This window comes from Marinobacter sp. GH_1, from assembly GCF_048595985.1.
GTDB classification, from domain to species: domain Bacteria; phylum Pseudomonadota; class Gammaproteobacteria; order Pseudomonadales; family Oleiphilaceae; genus Marinobacter; species Marinobacter shengliensis.
Genome location: NZ_CP184460.1, coordinates 3,976,330 through 3,992,341 on the forward strand (window position 1 = coordinate 3,976,330; position 16,012 = coordinate 3,992,341).

13 protein-coding genes are annotated in these 16,012 nt (G+C 58.7%); 9 read left to right on the forward strand and 4 right to left on the reverse strand.

Features of this window, described 5'->3' with window-relative positions:
• The first annotated feature begins 74 nt into the window (after window positions 1-74).
• The 3 genes from arsH (at window position 75) to ACNSOI_RS18185 (ending at window position 2,796) form a co-directional block, all read left to right on the forward strand.
• Window positions 75-791 (forward strand): arsenical resistance protein ArsH, encoded by a 717-nt coding sequence (gene arsH / locus ACNSOI_RS18175; protein WP_286252298.1) that lies wholly within the window; start codon window positions 75-77, stop codon window positions 789-791.
• A 9-nt stretch (window positions 792-800) separates the two neighbouring features.
• Window positions 801-1,865, forward strand: coding sequence for an ACR3 family arsenite efflux transporter (gene arsB, locus ACNSOI_RS18180; RefSeq protein WP_138435961.1), 1,065 nt, complete (start codon window positions 801-803; stop codon window positions 1,863-1,865).
• Between the two features lie 133 nt (window positions 1,866-1,998).
• Complete coding sequence (locus tag ACNSOI_RS18185) at window positions 1,999-2,796, forward strand: undecaprenyl-diphosphate phosphatase (protein ID WP_058091572.1); 798 nt, start codon at window positions 1,999-2,001, stop codon at window positions 2,794-2,796.
• 150 nt (window positions 2,797-2,946) lie between these two features.
• On the opposite strand, the gene uvrD is transcribed toward ACNSOI_RS18185, so the two are convergent.
• Window positions 2,947-5,112 (reverse strand): DNA helicase II, encoded by a 2,166-nt coding sequence (gene uvrD, locus ACNSOI_RS18190; RefSeq protein ID WP_420194721.1) that lies wholly within the window; start codon window positions 5,110-5,112, stop codon window positions 2,947-2,949.
• 254 nt (window positions 5,113-5,366) lie between these two features.
• Between uvrD and ACNSOI_RS18195 the strand changes: the two genes are divergently transcribed.
• The 3 genes from ACNSOI_RS18195 to ACNSOI_RS18205 are packed head-to-tail and all read left to right on the forward strand — an operon-like array spanning window position 5,367 to window position 8,637.
• Entirely contained in the window at window positions 5,367-6,980 is a 1,614-nt protein-coding gene (locus ACNSOI_RS18195; RefSeq protein ID WP_420194722.1) for a methyl-accepting chemotaxis protein, read from the forward strand.
• A 28-nt stretch (window positions 6,981-7,008) separates the two neighbouring features.
• Window positions 7,009-8,214: a hypothetical protein gene (locus ACNSOI_RS18200; protein ID WP_420194723.1), complete on the forward strand. Its 1,206-nt coding sequence runs from the start codon at window positions 7,009-7,011 to the stop codon at window positions 8,212-8,214.
• Between the two features lie 9 nt (window positions 8,215-8,223).
• Complete coding sequence (locus ACNSOI_RS18205) at window positions 8,224-8,637, forward strand: substrate-binding domain-containing protein (RefSeq protein ID WP_061330887.1); 414 nt, start codon at window positions 8,224-8,226, stop codon at window positions 8,635-8,637.
• Between the two features lie 65 nt (window positions 8,638-8,702).
• On the opposite strand, the gene ACNSOI_RS18210 is transcribed toward ACNSOI_RS18205, so the two are convergent.
• Window positions 8,703-10,151 carry an NAD-dependent succinate-semialdehyde dehydrogenase gene (locus tag ACNSOI_RS18210; protein ID WP_061330888.1) on the reverse strand — a complete coding sequence of 483 codons (1,449 nt, stop codon included), beginning with the start codon at window positions 10,149-10,151 and terminating at the stop codon, window positions 8,703-8,705.
• A 195-nt stretch (window positions 10,152-10,346) separates the two neighbouring features.
• Between ACNSOI_RS18210 and ACNSOI_RS18215 the strand changes: the two genes are divergently transcribed.
• Window positions 10,347-11,360, forward strand: coding sequence for a histone deacetylase family protein (locus tag ACNSOI_RS18215; protein ID WP_061330889.1), 1,014 nt, complete (start codon window positions 10,347-10,349; stop codon window positions 11,358-11,360).
• 1 nt (window position 11,361) lies between these two features.
• Here the strand turns inward: ACNSOI_RS18215 and thiI are convergent, their stop codons facing one another.
• Entirely contained in the window at window positions 11,362-12,816 is a 1,455-nt protein-coding gene (gene thiI, locus ACNSOI_RS18220; protein WP_106694026.1) for a tRNA uracil 4-sulfurtransferase ThiI, read from the reverse strand.
• 121 nt (window positions 12,817-12,937) lie between these two features.
• Here thiI and ppnN point away from each other — a divergent pair, with 121 nt between their 5' ends.
• Window positions 12,938-14,320: a nucleotide 5'-monophosphate nucleosidase PpnN gene (gene ppnN, locus ACNSOI_RS18225; RefSeq protein WP_072676079.1), complete on the forward strand. Its 1,383-nt coding sequence runs from the start codon at window positions 12,938-12,940 to the stop codon at window positions 14,318-14,320.
• A 27-nt stretch (window positions 14,321-14,347) separates the two neighbouring features.
• On the opposite strand, the gene ACNSOI_RS18230 is transcribed toward ppnN, so the two are convergent.
• A complete protein-coding gene (locus ACNSOI_RS18230) occupies window positions 14,348-14,683 on the reverse strand; it encodes a c-type cytochrome (protein ID WP_061330892.1) in 336 nt (111 codons plus the stop codon).
• A 225-nt stretch (window positions 14,684-14,908) separates the two neighbouring features.
• On the opposite strand from ACNSOI_RS18230, the gene ACNSOI_RS18235 reads away from it, so the two are divergent.
• Complete coding sequence (locus ACNSOI_RS18235; protein WP_106694027.1) at window positions 14,909-16,012, forward strand: enoyl-CoA hydratase/isomerase family protein; 1,104 nt, start codon at window positions 14,909-14,911, stop codon at window positions 16,010-16,012.

Below are 16,012 nucleotides of genomic sequence, written 5' to 3' on the forward strand. Positions count from 1 at the left end.
TACGTTTTTACGAATATCTAATTTTATGCATAATAGTGTGACAAGATGATGTCGTAAAGGACGAAAACGGAATCATGAAACTCCAAAACCTCCCCAACGTTGACGCCGACCTGTTCGAGACACCGACAACCGGCAGGGTATTCTCGGCAACTCCATCAGACCACCCAGCCCGAATCCTGCTGCTATACGGCTCCCTGCGGGAACGCTCGTTCAGCCGCCTGACGGTGGAGGAGGCCGCCCGGTTGCTGGAAGCCATGGGCGCGGAAACCCGCATCTTCAACCCGCGCGGTCTTCCCCTGGCCGACGCTGAAGACGCCTCACACCCCAAGGTTCAGGAACTGCGGGAACTGGTGCAGTGGAGTGAAGGCATGGTGTGGTGCTCTCCGGAGCGGCACGGCGCCATGACTGGCATCATGAAAACCCAGGTCGACTGGATTCCCCTGTCCCTGGGCGCTGTGCGCCCTACCCAGGGCAAAACCCTGGCGGTGATGCAGGTGTGCGGCGGCTCCCAGTCGTTCAACGCGGTAAACCAATTACGGGTGCTGGGCCGGTGGATGCGGATGCTGACCATTCCGAATCAGTCCTCGGTGCCCAAAGCATTCATGGAATTCGATGACCATGATCGAATGAAACCGTCGTCCTACTACGACCGCATCGTGGATGTCATGGAAGAGCTGGTAAAGTTCACCCTGCTGGTGCGGGACCGCAGCGATTACATGACCGATCGTTATTCCGAGCGCAGGGAAAGTGCAGAACAATTGTCCAAGCGCGTGAACCAACGTTCCATTTAAGGAAGTGCAATGAGCAGTAACGAACTGGCCGCGGAAGCCTCATCCAGCGACATGGGTGTTTTCGAGCGCTACCTGTCTGTCTGGGTAGCCCTGGCGATTGTTGTCGGCGTAGCCCTGGGCCAACTGGCGCCCTCCGTGCCGGAAACCCTGTCCCGGTTTGAATACGCACAGGTATCCATCCCCATCGCTATCCTGATCTGGGCAATGATCTTCCCAATGATGGCCCAGATTGATTTCAGCGCCATTGTCGGGGTGCGCAAAGAGCCCAAGGGGCTGGCCATCACCACTACGGTAAACTGGCTGATCAAGCCGTTCACCATGTTTGCCATCGCCTGGTTCTTCCTGATGGTGGTGTTCGAGCCCTTCATTGCGCCCGAGCTGGCGAGCGAATACCTGGCCGGCGCTATCCTGCTGGGTGCTGCTCCGTGCACTGCCATGGTGTTTGTCTGGAGTTACCTGACCCGTGGTGACGCCGCCTACACCCTGGTGCAGGTGTCTTTGAACGACATCATCATGCTGTTTGCCTTTGCGCCGATTGTCGTGTTCCTGCTGGGTATTTCTGACATCCAGGTGCCCTGGGATACGGTCATTCTCTCAGTCGTGTTGTACATCGTGATTCCGCTCACCGCCGGCTACCTGACCCGCCGAACCCTGATCGCACGCCACGGCCAGCGCTGGTACGACGAGGTGTTCATGAAACGCCTCGGCCCGGTGACGCCGGCGGCCCTGATCGTCACACTGGTACTGCTGTTCGCGTTCCAGGGCGAGGTTATTCTGGAAAACCCGCTGCACATTGCCCTGATTGCCGTGCCGCTGATCATCCAGACCGTGCTGATCTTCTTTATTGCCTACGGCTGGGCAAAATTGTGGAAGGTACGCCACTGTATTGCTGCACCCGGCGCCATGATCGGTGCCAGCAACTTCTTTGAACTGGCGGTGGCCGCCGCCATAGCGCTGTTCGGCTTGCAGTCCGGCGCAGCGCTGGCCACGGTGGTTGGTGTGCTGGTGGAAGTACCGCTGATGCTCATGCTGGTGCGCATTGCCAACAAGACCCGAGGCCACTTTCCTGCCTGAGCGAACTGAAACCTGCCCGCGCGACGCCTGTCCTGCGGGTAATCTCAACTGCCTGTTCAGCCCCGCCCGCGCCTGATACTATCGCCCGCTGGTAAACCGGGAGGGGCTTCTCCCAGCAGACGGACAGGACAACATGGATTTTTTTCAGGCATTATTCCTCGGCCTTCTCCAAGGCTTGACCGAGTTTCTCCCGATCTCCAGCTCCGGCCACCTGATCCTTGTACCCGCCTTTTTTGACTGGACCGACCAGGGCGTTGGCTTCGACTTGTCCGTCCACGTGGGTACGCTGCTGGCCGTGGTGATCTACTTTCGCCGGGACGTGTTCAGCATCACCCGGGACGGCCTGCTTTCCCTGAGCCAGCGACGGATGATTGGCCAGGGCAACCTGGCGTGGTTTCTGGTAATCGGCACCATCCCCGCGGGTCTGGCTGGCCTGGCCCTGCTGGACATGATCGACAACGAATTGCGGGCGGTGGAGGTGATGTTCTTCACCACCCTGATTTTCGGCTTGCTGTTGGGCTGGGCTGACTGGCGTCCCAACAAGGGGCGCACGATGGACTCCCTGACCTGGAAAGACGCCGTTCTGGTCGGCTGTGCCCAGGCGCTGGCCCTGATTCCCGGCACTTCCCGTTCCGGGGCCACTATCACTGCCGGCCTGTTCCTGGGCCTGTCCCGGGAGACGGCGTCCCGGTTCTCGTTTTTGCTCGCGATTCCAATTATCACGCTGGCGTCTGCGGTTAAATTGCTGGATGTGGCTTCATCGGATGTGATTGTCGACTGGAGCGGTTTTCTGGTCGGTGGTGTTACGTCGTTCATCACCGCCATCACCGCCATCCATTTCTTCCTGAAGTGGCTGAACAAGGTAGGCATGTGGCCCTACGTTCTCTACCGCATCGCGTTGGCGGGTGTGATTTACGCGGTTCTGATGTAACGGCGGCCAACACATTGCTTGGGGCGCAGGGTTGGGTAGGCCTTTCCAAAACTGTGCGGAGCCATGGATGGCGGAGCCCAAGCGTCACATGGATGTGCCGAAGGAGCGTGTTTTGGAAAGGCCTACCCAACCCTGTGCGACACTCCTGAACTAGCAGGCTTCCAACGGAGCATAAGCCAACACCAGCCACTTGGCCCCTTCATCAAAGTTCACCTGCACGCGGGTGTGGTGCCCCGTCCCCTCGGAGTTCATCACGATGCCCTCACCAAACTTCGGATGACGAACGCGCTGGCCGAGGCTGAAACCGGACTGCTGGGCCGAATCCTGGCTGAACATGCTTTCATTGGGACGCCCCACCATCGCCGGGCGCGTCACCGTATTGCGCAACCGCACTTCCTGCAGGCAATCCGCCGGAATCTCCCGCACAAACCGCGACAACGCATGGAACTTCTCCTGCCCGTACAAACGGCGGGATTCCGCGTAAGTAAGCACCAGCTTTTTCATCGCCCGGGTAATGCCCACATAGGCCAGCCGACGCTCCTCTTCCATGCGCCCCGGCTCTTCCAGCGACATGCTGTGAGGGAACAAACCTTCCTCCACACCCGCCAGGAACACCAGCGGGAATTCCAGGCCCTTGGCCGAGTGCAGAGTCATCAACTGCACGCTGTCTTCATGGGCATCGGCCTGGGCCTCGCCCGCATCCAGTGCTGCCTGGGCGATGAACTCCGCCAGCGGATCGACACCGTCTTCCACTTCAAAATCCGACAGCGCGTTCACCAGTTCTTCCAGGTTCTCTACCCTCGCCTGGCCCTTCTCACCTTTCTCGCTGGCGTGGTAGTCCTTCAGGCCACTGGCTTCGATGGCCTGTTTCATCAGGCCCTGCAATGACGCCTCACCGACCATTTCAGACAAGCCGTTGATGATGTCCATAAACGACTGCAACCCGGTTTTCGCCCGGCCTTTGACCTGGCCCGCCGCCAACAGTCGCTCGGCGGATTCCCACAGGGAAATGCCTTGCTCGGTGGCGTATTCCCGCAATTCCGCCAGGCTCTTGGCACCGATGCCCCGAGTGGGAATGTTTACTACCCGTTCAAAGGCGGCGTCGTCCCGGTGGTACTGCACCAGGCGCAGGTATGCCAGGGCGTTGCGGATTTCCTGGCGATCATAGAAGCGCAGGCCGCCGTATACCCGGTAAGGAATGCCCTGGCGCATCAACGCCTCTTCCAACACACGGGATTGCGCATTGGAGCGATACAGGATGGCGGATTCGCTGCGCAGATTGCCGTCGTTAACCCAGGCATTGATGGAATCGGCGATGTAGTTGGCTTCATCCTGCTCGTTGAACGCGGCGTACAGGCTGATGGGCTCGCCATCCGGGCCGTCGGTCCACAATTCCTTGCCCAAACGGCCCTGGTTGTTGGCGATCACCGAGTTGGCGGCCTTCAGGATCATCTGGGTGGAGCGGTAGTTCTGCTCCAGTCTGACCAGCCGGGCATTGGGAAAGTCCCGCTGGTACTGCTGTATGTTCTCGATCTTGGCGCCACGCCAGCCGTAGATGGACTGGTCGTCATCACCCACCACGGTCAGCGGAACGCGGTTACTGGCCAGCACCTGCAACCAGGCGTATTGAATGGTGTTGGTGTCCTGGAACTCGTCCACCAGAATGTGCTGGAAACGCTGCTGGTAATGCTTCAGCAATTCCGGCCGATGCAACCAGAGTTCGTGGGAGCGCAGCAGCAGCTCGCCAAAATCCACCAGGCCGCCCTGCTGGCAGAGCTTTTCATACTGGCGGTAGATCTTCAGCATGATGCTGGTGAAGTGGTCGCCCGGGTTTTCCTGGATGTGATCCGCGCGCAGGCCTTCGTCTTTCTGGCTGTTGATGAACCACTGGGCCTGCTTGGGCGGCCACTGGCTTTCATCAATCTGGAACTCCCGCATCACTCGCTTGATCATGCGCAGCTGGTCGTCGCTGTCCAGCACCTGAAAATTCTCCGGCAGGCCGGCGTCTTTCCAGTGGGAACGCAACAGGCGGTGGGCAATGCCGTGAAAGGTGCCGAACCACAATCCCCGAGACGGAATATTCATCATCTCTTCGATGCGGTAGCGCATCTCCTTGGCGGCCTTGTTGGTAAAGGTCACCGCCAGGATACCGGTGGGCGGTACCCGGTCTACCGTCATCAGCCAGGCAATCCGGTGCACCAGTACACGGGTTTTACCACTGCCCGCGCCGGCCAGCACCAGCAGGTGATCGTTCTGGGCGGTAACGGCCTCGCGCTGGGCGTCGTTCAGGGGGTCGATAATGTGGGAGACATCCATGGAGATAGACTTCATCACTGTTTAAATTTACAGGGCATTGTATCAGGCCTGATCAACTACGTCCTTTGTCCTGAGATCCTACCTAAAAACGGGTATACCACCTGAAATTTCAATGAGTAACCTTCAAGAGAGTGGCGTTTCAGCCGATACACCCTTTAACACACTGACACATTAATTCTGTGTCAGGCGTTCAAAAAACAACCTAGAATGCCGGCCGACTAAAGTCTTAGGACTGACCGACAGGGACTGACAACATGCTCTCATCACTCAAAATTTCTCACAAACTGGCCCTGCTGGTTGTGGTTGCCGTTACCGCCTTTGTGGTCAGCCAGACGTTTTCCATTATCACCGAACGCAACAACTCCGAGCGCTTGACCGAGGTGCGCGACCAGCTCTATCCATCTCTTGAGTTATCCACCATTAATCAGGGGCGGTTACAGCTGATCGAAAATCAGGTCAATAGCGCGGTCACCACCGGCGACGACCAACAACTGGCCGCCACCCGTAATCTGAAAGATGAGATTGCAGCCAATCTCCGCAAGATCGCTGCGCTCAACCCAGGCTTAAGCCAACAGGCAAGCAGCCTGAGCAGAGACCTCGAGACCTATTACGGTAACGCAACGCGCATCGCCACGGCCATTATTGAGGGCACCGCCGATTTCAACCGGATCGGCCAGGAGGCATCCGCCAACGCCAATCGTCTGGAAAAGCTGCGGAATGACCTGAACGCCATGCGCAGCACCATGGAAGCACGCCTGATCCAGGCCATTGACAACACCACGGCCGCCTCCAGTGAGGCTGGCACCGTGTCACTGGTCATTCTGGTGGTGGCATTGATTGCCCTGGTCACCCTGAGCCTGATTATTGGCCGCTCGATCTCAAGCAGCCTGAACCAGATCATCAGCTCTCTGCGCAACATGGCCTCAGGCGAAGGAGACCTTACCTCCCGTATTCATTACGAGGGCAAGGACGAACTCCGGGCACTGGTGAACCAATTCAACAAGTTCGTTGAGAAACTTCACGGGTCTTTCGCAACGATCCAGCAGGATATTGGTGAACTTAACAGTGTTGCCTCGCACCTGGCCGGCACCAGCCGGACCAACCTGGGGCGCATCAGCCAGCAGGCCCAAGCCATCTCCTCAACCCGAAACTCCGTTGAAGAACTGGTCAAGAGCGTTGAAGAAGTGGCGGGCTTTGCCTCGTCCGCGTCTGACCAGACTCAAGACGCTGCAAAATTTGCCACTGCCGGTCAGCAAAAGGTCAACAGCAATATCAGCACCATCCGGGAATTGATGGCAGAAATCGAAAAGACTGCAGGCCTGGTAAACCAGTTTGACGAATTCTCCGTGAAGGTAGGCGGGCTGCTGGAAACGATTCAAACCGTCGCTGAACAAACCAACCTGCTGGCACTGAATGCTGCCATCGAAGCTGCCCGCGCCGGCGAACACGGCCGAGGTTTTGCCGTGGTGGCAGACGAAGTACGGGGACTGGCCGTGCGCACCCACAAAGCAACCGAAGAAATCCAGCAGGTGATTTCCGAGTTGTCGAAGTTGTCAGGTAACGCCGTTACCTCCATGAAGGGCAGCGTGGAAATGGCCCGTGAGGGCGTTGATGCCACCACTGAGTCCGGCGAGGTCCTGAGCAAGATCCTTGAAAACGTTCAGCAGATCAGCGAGCTGAACGAACAAATCGCTGCTGCCACCTATGAGCAGAGCACCACCTTCAGCGAAGTCACCGGCCACATGGGCGATATGCATCGCAACGCCGAGGCGGTGATGGAAAGCACCGATGAGCTGGACAACGTCAGCCGCAAGATCCAGGACGTCAGTAATGGATTGCAGAGCGTTGCCGGCCAGTTCCGCGTTTAATACCTAACCAAAGACTAGGATGTACCTGATGAAGAGACTGTTCTCCGTCGCGCCCTTGGCGTTGGCGATCACCGCCGCACCCGCCATGGCACAAGACACCGAGCAAACCCTGGAGCGCATGCAGCAACAGCTGAACGCCATGCAGCAGCAGTTGAACTCGGCCCGCAACACCGGCGTCCGGTTTAACGGCTTTTTCAGCACCGGCTACGCACGTGCGAGTAACGACGCGGGCTACGCTGGTATCACCGAAGAATCCGAAGTCAAAGACCTGAGCCTGTTCGCGCTTCAGGGTACTTTTGACGTTACCCAGAAAAGCCAGATTGTGATGCAGCTGGTTGGCCGTGGCGCCGATGATTGGGAGCCAGAAGTCGAATGGGCCTACCTGAGCCACCGCCCCACCAACAACCTGCAGCTGCGTGCCGGCAAAATGCGTATTCCGTTCTTCATGTACTCGGATTCTCTGGAAGTTGGCTACGCCCAGCCCTGGGCCCGTCCGCCCCAGAGCGTGTACGGCCCGATTGCTGTCACCAGCTATGTGGGGGCCGATGCCAGCTACAACTGGAACTTCGATAACTCCTCACTGAATGCCAACTTCTTCACAGGCTTTACCGACGAAGACGGTAACTCGGGGGATGTGCAACTGCGCAACATAGCCGGCCTGAACCTGAGCTGGACCGACTATGTGTGGACCATCCGGGGCGTTGCTGCAACGGCTGAAGCCGATATTGATGCGACACGACTGGGCGCGCTGGCGGCACAGAGCGGCATTACATTACCGGCTGGGATCACCCAACTCGCCGACGGCGATCGAGGGAACTTCTATGGTCTGGGCGCGAGCTATGACAACGGCAGCTGGCAGATCATCGGTGAAGTCACGCGGGTAGAAGTCGATGGCAAGTTCGCCGATACCGACTCCGCTTACTTGTCTGTTGGTCACCGTTTCGGCAGCTGGACGCCGTATGTTGCAACAGGCTGGACAGAGAGCAAGGACGATAACGAGCGCACGGGTGCCTTTATTCCTGGCGTGGTGCCGGAGTCGATCCTCAACTACCAGCGCAATGAATACAGCGTTGGTACTCGCTGGGACATCACCCCGGGCGTAGCCATCAAAGCAGACATCACCCACGTTCGTGGGCTCGATAAGGGCTTTGGCAATCTGAACACCGCCTACATGCTGGAAAGCAACGCCAGCAGCACCAACGTCTACACCCTGAAAATCGACTCAGCGTTTTAAGGAGGCCCCATGAAGAAGCTTAGCCTGTTGTTAGCGGCCTGCTTGATGGCCAGCCCCCTCGCCTTGGCAGATGTGGTGATTATTGGTCACCCGAGTGGCCCGGACAGCATCAGTTCCAATCAAGTTCGTGATCTGTACCTGAACCGCAGTCAGGCGCTACCGGATGGCCAAAGTGCCAACCCCTTCGAGCTGCCGGAAGGCGACGCGACCCGCGCCGAGTTCCACAGCAAGGTCACCGGCCGTAACGATGCCCAGCTGAAAGCCTTCTGGTCTCAGCAGGTGTTCACCGGCCGTGGCCAACCGCCGGAAGAAGCGGGCAATGCCTCCGCCATGAAAGCCCAGGTCGCTTCCACGCCCGGTGCCATTGGTTACATCGACTCCGCCGATGTGGATGACAGCGTCAAGGTGATCCTGACGCCCTGAGCTCCGGCTCTGAAATGCAAAAAGGCGAGCCGAGGCTCGCCTTTTTGCCGTTTTGAGGTTGATGATCAGAAACCTCTGGGCACCGTCTGCGCTTCCACAAACTCAAACAGGCCTTCCAGACCACCTTCACGGCCAATACCGGAGGCTTTCATACCACCAAAAGGCGCTTCCGGCGTGGGGCCGGTTCCAGTGTTCCAGCCAACGTGGCCAAAGCGCAGGCCAGCGGCGACCCGCTGGGCACGCTCGGCATCGGCGGTGAACACGTAGGACGCCAGGCCGAACTCGGTGTCATTACCGGCATCGATGACTTCTTCCTCAGTACGGAACAGCGCCATGGGCACCAATGGGCCGAAGGTTTCTTCCTGATAACAACACATGTCCCGATTGACGCCCATGACCACGGTGGGCGGGAAAAACAGACCCTTGCCCAACTCCGCCGGCTGCTTGCCGGCCACCAGCTTGCCGCCTTTCTCTAGGGCATCTTCAAGGTGGCGTTTGACCTTGTCGAAACCGGCTTGGTTAACCAGCGGGCCAATGTCGACCCCGTCTTTCATGCCATCGCCAACGGTCATCTTGTTAACCCGCTCAGCCAGCTTCTGGCCAAAAGCTTCCGCGACCTTTTCATGCACGAAAATCCGGTTGGCGCACACGCAGGTCTGGCCGCCACCACGGAATTTGTTGGCGATCAGGTTGTCAGCAGCGGCGTCCAGGTCGGCATCGTCAAAGACGATAAACGGCGCATTACCGCCCAGCTCCAGCGCCAGTTTTTTCACCTGCTCCGCCGTATCGAGAATCAACCGGCGCCCCACTTCGGTGGAACCGGTAAAGCTGAGCATCGGCACATCTTTGTGCTCGCACAACACCTTGCCGATCATGCTGGCCTTGCCCATGACCAGATTGACCATGCCATCCGGCAACCCGAGCTTGTCCATCACGCTGAAGAAGGCCACCATCGTCAGCGGTGTTTCACTGGCCGGCTTGATCACAGACGGGCAGCCAGCCGCCAGGGCAGCCGAGAGCTTTTTGGCAATCATGCCAATGGGAAAATTCCAGGGTACGATCAGGCCGGTCACGCCAACGGGCCGGTAATGCACGGTCCAGGTGCAATCCTTGGGCTTCTCCGGGATGGTATGGGCATCCAGGGCATTGACGTGTTTGGCACAGTAATCGAAGAAACCCGCAGCGTAGTCCACCTCGCCCTGGGCTTCCTTCAACGGCTTACCGTGCTCCATGCACAGGATTCGGCCAATTTCCTCGCGATGTTCTTTCAAACCATCGCGAATGTCTTCCAGCCACTTGCGCCGGGTCTCGATGGGCCAGGGGTTGGTGAGCCGGAGCGCAGACTTGCCTGCCTCGACGGCATCCAGCACATCCTGCTCTGACATGGACGGCACTTTGGCAACCACTTCACCGGTGGCTGGATTGAACACATCAAAGGTGTTGCCGCCGGCACTGTCGGTCCAGCGCCCACCGATGTAGCCTGTCAGGTTTTTCAGCAGTGGTGACTCGATCATTTCGGCTCCTCTTCAATAACCTGGGTGCGCCCGGGTGCGACGGGGCGCGGGTGTATTGGAACGTCTTTCATAGTGGATGCTGATCGCCGGCCTGTAAAGGCAGCGTGTAAAAAACGCGGCCGGCGTTTCGTTGACCCCTCAGTGTCACTGCCTATACTCGGAAGAGTATTTCCAGACTCCCGAGGAGGCGGTTCAATGAAGGCATTTTTTCATCCGGCGCAGGATCTGCATATTCCCAAAACGTATTTCACCCGTGGCCAGATGCGTCAGCCTCAGGAGGTTCCCGACCGCACCAGCCAGATGCTGGAAGGCTTGAAGGCGATGGGGATTCCGGTTCTTCAGCCGGCCGATCAGGGCGCGGCGCCGATATCAAAGGTGCACGACCTGGGCTACCTTCGTTTCCTGGAGTCTGCCCATCGTCGATGGATGGAAAACGAGGACTGGGGCGATGAGGTGATGTCCAATATCTTCGTGCGCTCGCCCAATGCCATGCGCGGCATACTGGCTGAGGCGGCATGTTATCTGGCAGATGGCAGTTGCCCGATTGGCGAAAACACCTGGAAAGCGGCCTATTGGTCGGCCCAGACCGCCCTGGGCGCGGCGGATGCCCTGATTGCAGGTGAACGCACCTCCTATGCGGTGTGTCGCCCACCAGGCCACCATGCCCGCAAAGACGCGGCCGGGGGCTTCTGTTATCTGAACAATGCGGCCATTGCCGCCGAGCATATGAAAAGCCGGTTTCCGCGCACTGTCATCCTGGATACCGATATGCACCATGGCCAGGGCATACAGGAGATTTTCTACGACCGCAGCGACGTGCTGTACATCTCCATTCACGGCGACCCCACCAACTTCTATCCGGTGGTCAGTGGTTTTGAGGATGAACGGGGCGAGGGCGAAGGTTACGGCTACAACATCAATATGCCGATGCCCCATGGCGCCAGCGAGGACGATTTCTTTGCCAAGGTTGAGGAGGCCCTGGCCGCAATCCGGCTGTACCAGCCGGATGCACTGATCCTGACCCTGGGCTTTGATATCTACAAAAACGACCCGCAGGCCAAGGTCTCGGTAACATCCGAGGGCTTCTGCAGATTAAGCACCCACATCCGCCAGCTGGGCCTGCCGACGCTGGTGGTGCAGGAAGGCGGGTATGACCTGGACACCCTCAGCGAGAATGTCCAGCAGTTTTTCAAGGGGTTGGCGGGCTGACTCAGGCCGCAGGCGTGTAAACCTTCACATTGCCATGCCCTTCCGCCTTCAGGTGACCGGCGTGCATCCGGCTCATGGTGCCCCGGTCGCAGTACAGCAGGTACTGGCGGTTGGCCGGCAGATCAGACATCTGCTGGTTGAGTTCGTAGAACGGAATTTTCAGGATTTCATTGTTGGTCAGTGTCAGCGGTGAACGTTCTTCCTCCGACGGGTGCCGCACATCGATGATCACGTCTTCCACCGCAGGGGTCTGCACCAGCTCCACTTCTTCCGGTGTGGTGATGGTATCCAGCAACTGGCTCACCATGGTGCCCTGCTGATTGGCAATGGCCTGCGCCAGCACCTCCGGGTTCATGTTGGCTTCTTCTTCCTCAACCCGGTGCAGCTTGGCGCGGGTCACCGGCTTGCTGGAAATAACCCCGCAGTACTCCGGCATGGTCCGGGCGAAGGGCTCGGTGCCAATTTCTTTGGCAATGCGGATGATTTCCTGCTTGTCCATGGCAATCAGCGGGCGCAACACCACTTCGTCACTGGCCCGGTCAACCACGTTCAGGTTGGTCAGGGTCTGGCTGGACACCTGGGCGACGGCATCGCCCATCACCAGGCCGGTAGCCGTATAATCCCGGGCAATTTCCGCCGCGGCTTTGAGCATCTGGCGCTTAAGTACCACACCCCAATGCCGGTGATTCACTGACTGCATGATCTCGGCCACCACACCTTCAAAGGGTACCGAAATAAACTTCACGCCATGGGAGGCCCCATACCGCTGCCAAAGGTAATGCACCACCTGGCGCACACCCACCTCATGGGCGGTGCCGCCCAGATTGAAGAACAGGAAGTGGCTGCGGATACCTCGGCGCATCATCAGGTAGGCAGCAACAGAGGAGTCATAACCGCCAGACACCAGGGTCATCACCGTTTCCACGGTACCCAGAGGATAGCCCCCAAGGCCCTCATGGCGGCGATGGGCGATATGGAACTGTTCCTCATTGAGCTCAATCCGCACTTCCAGGTCCGGATTCTTCAGGTCAACTCCCCGGGCGTTCGAAGCCTGGAGCAATGCGGCACCCACTGAGCGTTCAAGATCAATGGACCGGAACGAATGACTGCCATGGCGCCGGGCCCGCACGGCGAAGGTTTTGCCCGCAAGGCGGTCTGCGTAGGCCTGCACCGCCTTTTCGCCGACGTCGTCCATGTCGACAAAGGGAAAGACGCCGATTTCCTGGATGGTCGAAATACCCGGTATACGGGTCAGCTCATCGATCACCGGGCCCTCCAGGCTGCGGTCATCGGGAACCTCCACATCCACCCGGTCCCAACTGCCGTCCACCCGAATCTCAGGGTCCAGCCGGGACAGCAACTTACGAATATTCTGCCGCAACTGGCGCATTTGCTGCTGGCGAACGGGTTTACTCTTGATGGCCACTTCCGGGGCGGGACGAATAAGCAGTTTCATAAAAAAGTCTTTGATCGGAATAACGTCGGGTAGCGTAATAAGCAGAAAGGCCTTAGTGTACCCTTTTGCCAGAGTGGCTCAAAATCCGTCATTGCCGAAACCATCAGGAGCTCCATCAACGATGACCGAATCCACCATGAATGCCCTGGTTTCCCCGGAGGGCAGCCTCGAAATCCTCTCCAACCACGAGGTCAACCGGCTCAAGGACAAGAGCGAGGGTGGTTTGTACCGTCTGTTCCGCCAGTGCGCCCTGGCCGTGCTCAACACCGGCGTTGAAACCGACGACTGTAAGGAATTGATGGAGGCCCATGCCGATTTCGATGTTCGCCTGGTGCCCCAGCCCCGCGGCCTGAAGCTGGAATTGATCAACGCGCCCGGCCACGCTTTCGTGGATGGCGAAATGCTGCGGGCAATCCGTGAGCACCTGTTTTCAGTGTTGCGGGACATCGTATATAGCCATTCCATTCCCAACACCGTCGCGGGTTTCCGCCGGGACAACCCGGAAGACATCACCAACCTGGTGTTCCATATCCTGCGCAACGCCCGGGTGCTGGAGGCCGGTCGCCAGCCAGATCTGGTAGTGTGCTGGGGTGGCCACTCCATCAGCCACGATGAGTACCAGTACAGCAAAGACGTAGGCCATCAACTCGGCCTGCGCGGGCTCAGCATCTGCACCGGCTGCGGGCCGGGAGCCATGAAGGGGCCGATGAAGGGGGCCACCATCGGCCACGCCAAGCAACGGGTGAAGAACGGCCGCTACATCGGCATTACCGAACCAGGCATTATCGGTGCCGAAGCCCCAAACCCGATTGTGAATGAGCTGGTGATCATGCCAGACATTGAAAAACGCCTGGAGGCCTTTGTCCGCTGCGGCCACGGCGTGATCGTGTTCCCGGGTGGCGTAGGTACTGCGGAAGAAATTCTGTACCTGCTGGGCATCCTGCTACACCCGGACAACGCCGACCTGCCCTTCCCGGTCGTCTTCACCGGGCGCAAGGAGAATGCCGAATACTTCGAAATGATCGACAAGTTCATCCGCAATGCCCTGGGCGACGAGGCGGCCAATAAATACGAGATCATCATTGATGACCCTGGCCGAGTGGCACAAACCATGAAGCAGGGCATGAAAGACGTGGAAACCTTCCGGCGCGCCATGCAGGATGCCTATTATTTCAACTGGATGCTGAAGATCGACCCGGTGTTCCAGTTACCGTTTGAACCGAATCACGACAACATGCGGGCACTCGAGCTGCACCGAGACCAGCCGGTGCATCTGCTGGCAGCGAATCTGCGCAAGGCCTTCAGCGGCATTGTGGCGGGGAACGTCAAAGAGAGTGGTATCCGGCAGATCCAGGAGAAGGGTCCGTTTGAGATCGCCGGTGATCCGACGCTAATCCGGCCCCTGGAGGCCATGCTGGAGCAGTTTGTGGAGCAGAACCGGATGAAACTGCCCGGCACGTCGGCCTATCGGCCCTGCTACCGGATTGTCAGTGGTGCGGCCTGAGCCGCACCACTTTCAGAGCAGAAAGTCTTACTTGCCGCCGTCAGCCGGCAGGCTGGCGTAGTAGGCTGCCAGGTTGGCGATGTCTTCATCGCTCAGGCCAGTAGCCTGACCCTGCATCACCGGAGCCTGACCACCCTGGCGCTGGCCGTTCTTGTAAGCCTTCATGGAAGCAACCAAATACTGTTCTTTCTGACCGGCCAGGTTCGGGTACATCGGGATCTGGGAGATACCGTTTTGCCCGTGGCAGGCGGCGCAGACTGCAGCTTTGGCTTTGCCAGCAGCGGCATCGCCCGCAACAGCCGCAAACGGAGCGGCTGCGCCCAGCGCAAACAGACCAGCAACTGCGAAGTGCTTCAGATTCATTGTGTTCACCCTCTCATCGTTTTAACGTTCACTCACCGGCGATGATGCCGGACAGTAATTCAGGTTTCACTTATAGCACAGGCGGCCCCTGCCTCAAATGTGATAGATCAAGGACATTCGTGCGACCATGGTCCTCTTTTACTCTCGGACCGGGTAAAGGACAGTACGAACAAACCGCTAACTGCGACCTGTAACGGAACAATGTGATTGCCGGAGAGACACTTCATGCCTGTAGAGGTTCAGGAACTCCCTTGCCGGGAAGGCCATATTGGCCTGCTGACACTGAATTCACCCGATACCCTGAATGCATTGACCGAAGAGATGATCATTCAGGCTCAGGAGGCCCTGGATGCCTGGGCCGAGGACGATCGGATCTGCCTGGTGGTACTACGGGGGGCTGGTGACCGCGCATTCTGCGCCGGCGGTAACATCCGTACTCTCTACGATGCCCTGAAAGGCCAAGGCGACGCCGAGGCCCCGGCCCGCTTCTTTACTCGTGAATACCGCCTGGACTTCAGCGTTCACCGTTTTCCAAAACCGGTCATCGGCCTGGCACACGGCATTGTCATGGGGGGTGGGCTGGGCCTGTTATCGGCCTGCCGCTACCGCCTGGTAACCCCGGATGTCACCCTGGCCATGCCCGAGATCAGCATCGGTCTGTTTCCGGATGTCGGTGCCAGCTGGTTCCTTAACCGCCTGCCAGGGCGCCTGGGCCTGTTCATGGGCCTGACCGGAGCGCGGCTCAACGTCAGCGACGCACTTCGGGTGGGCCTGGCCGACCTGGTTATCGAGCCTGAGCAGGCTAGCGCCCTGCTCTCTCGGCTACAGGACGAACGCTGGACAGGTGAAGCGGCGGCAGACGACAACCGTCTGTTCCGCCTGCTCAGTCAGATTGAAGCGCTGGACTATCGCAGTCTGGCGGCCGGCCACCTGGAGCAGCACGAACAGACCATTGCGCGCCTGAGTGCTGGCGATGAGCTGCCAGCCGTGGTGGACCAACTGCTGTCTGCCCGCAATGAAGACCCCTGGTGGCAAGCCTGTCAGCAAACCCTCCGGCAGGGTTCACCGGTCACTGCCTGGCTGGTTTGGCACCAACTGCAAAAAGGTCAGCAGATGTCGCTGAAGGACATCTTCCGAATGGAGCTGGCAATGGCACAGGAGTGCACGCGCCGCCCCGATCTGGTGGAAGGCATTCGCGCGCTGCTGGTCGATAAAGACCGGTCGCCGGTGTGGTCCTACCCGTCGGTAGCGGATGTGCCTGAGGACGTTATCGAGCGGCACTTTCAGCCGGTGTGGGATGATACCGACGACCCGATGGGCCTCGACTAA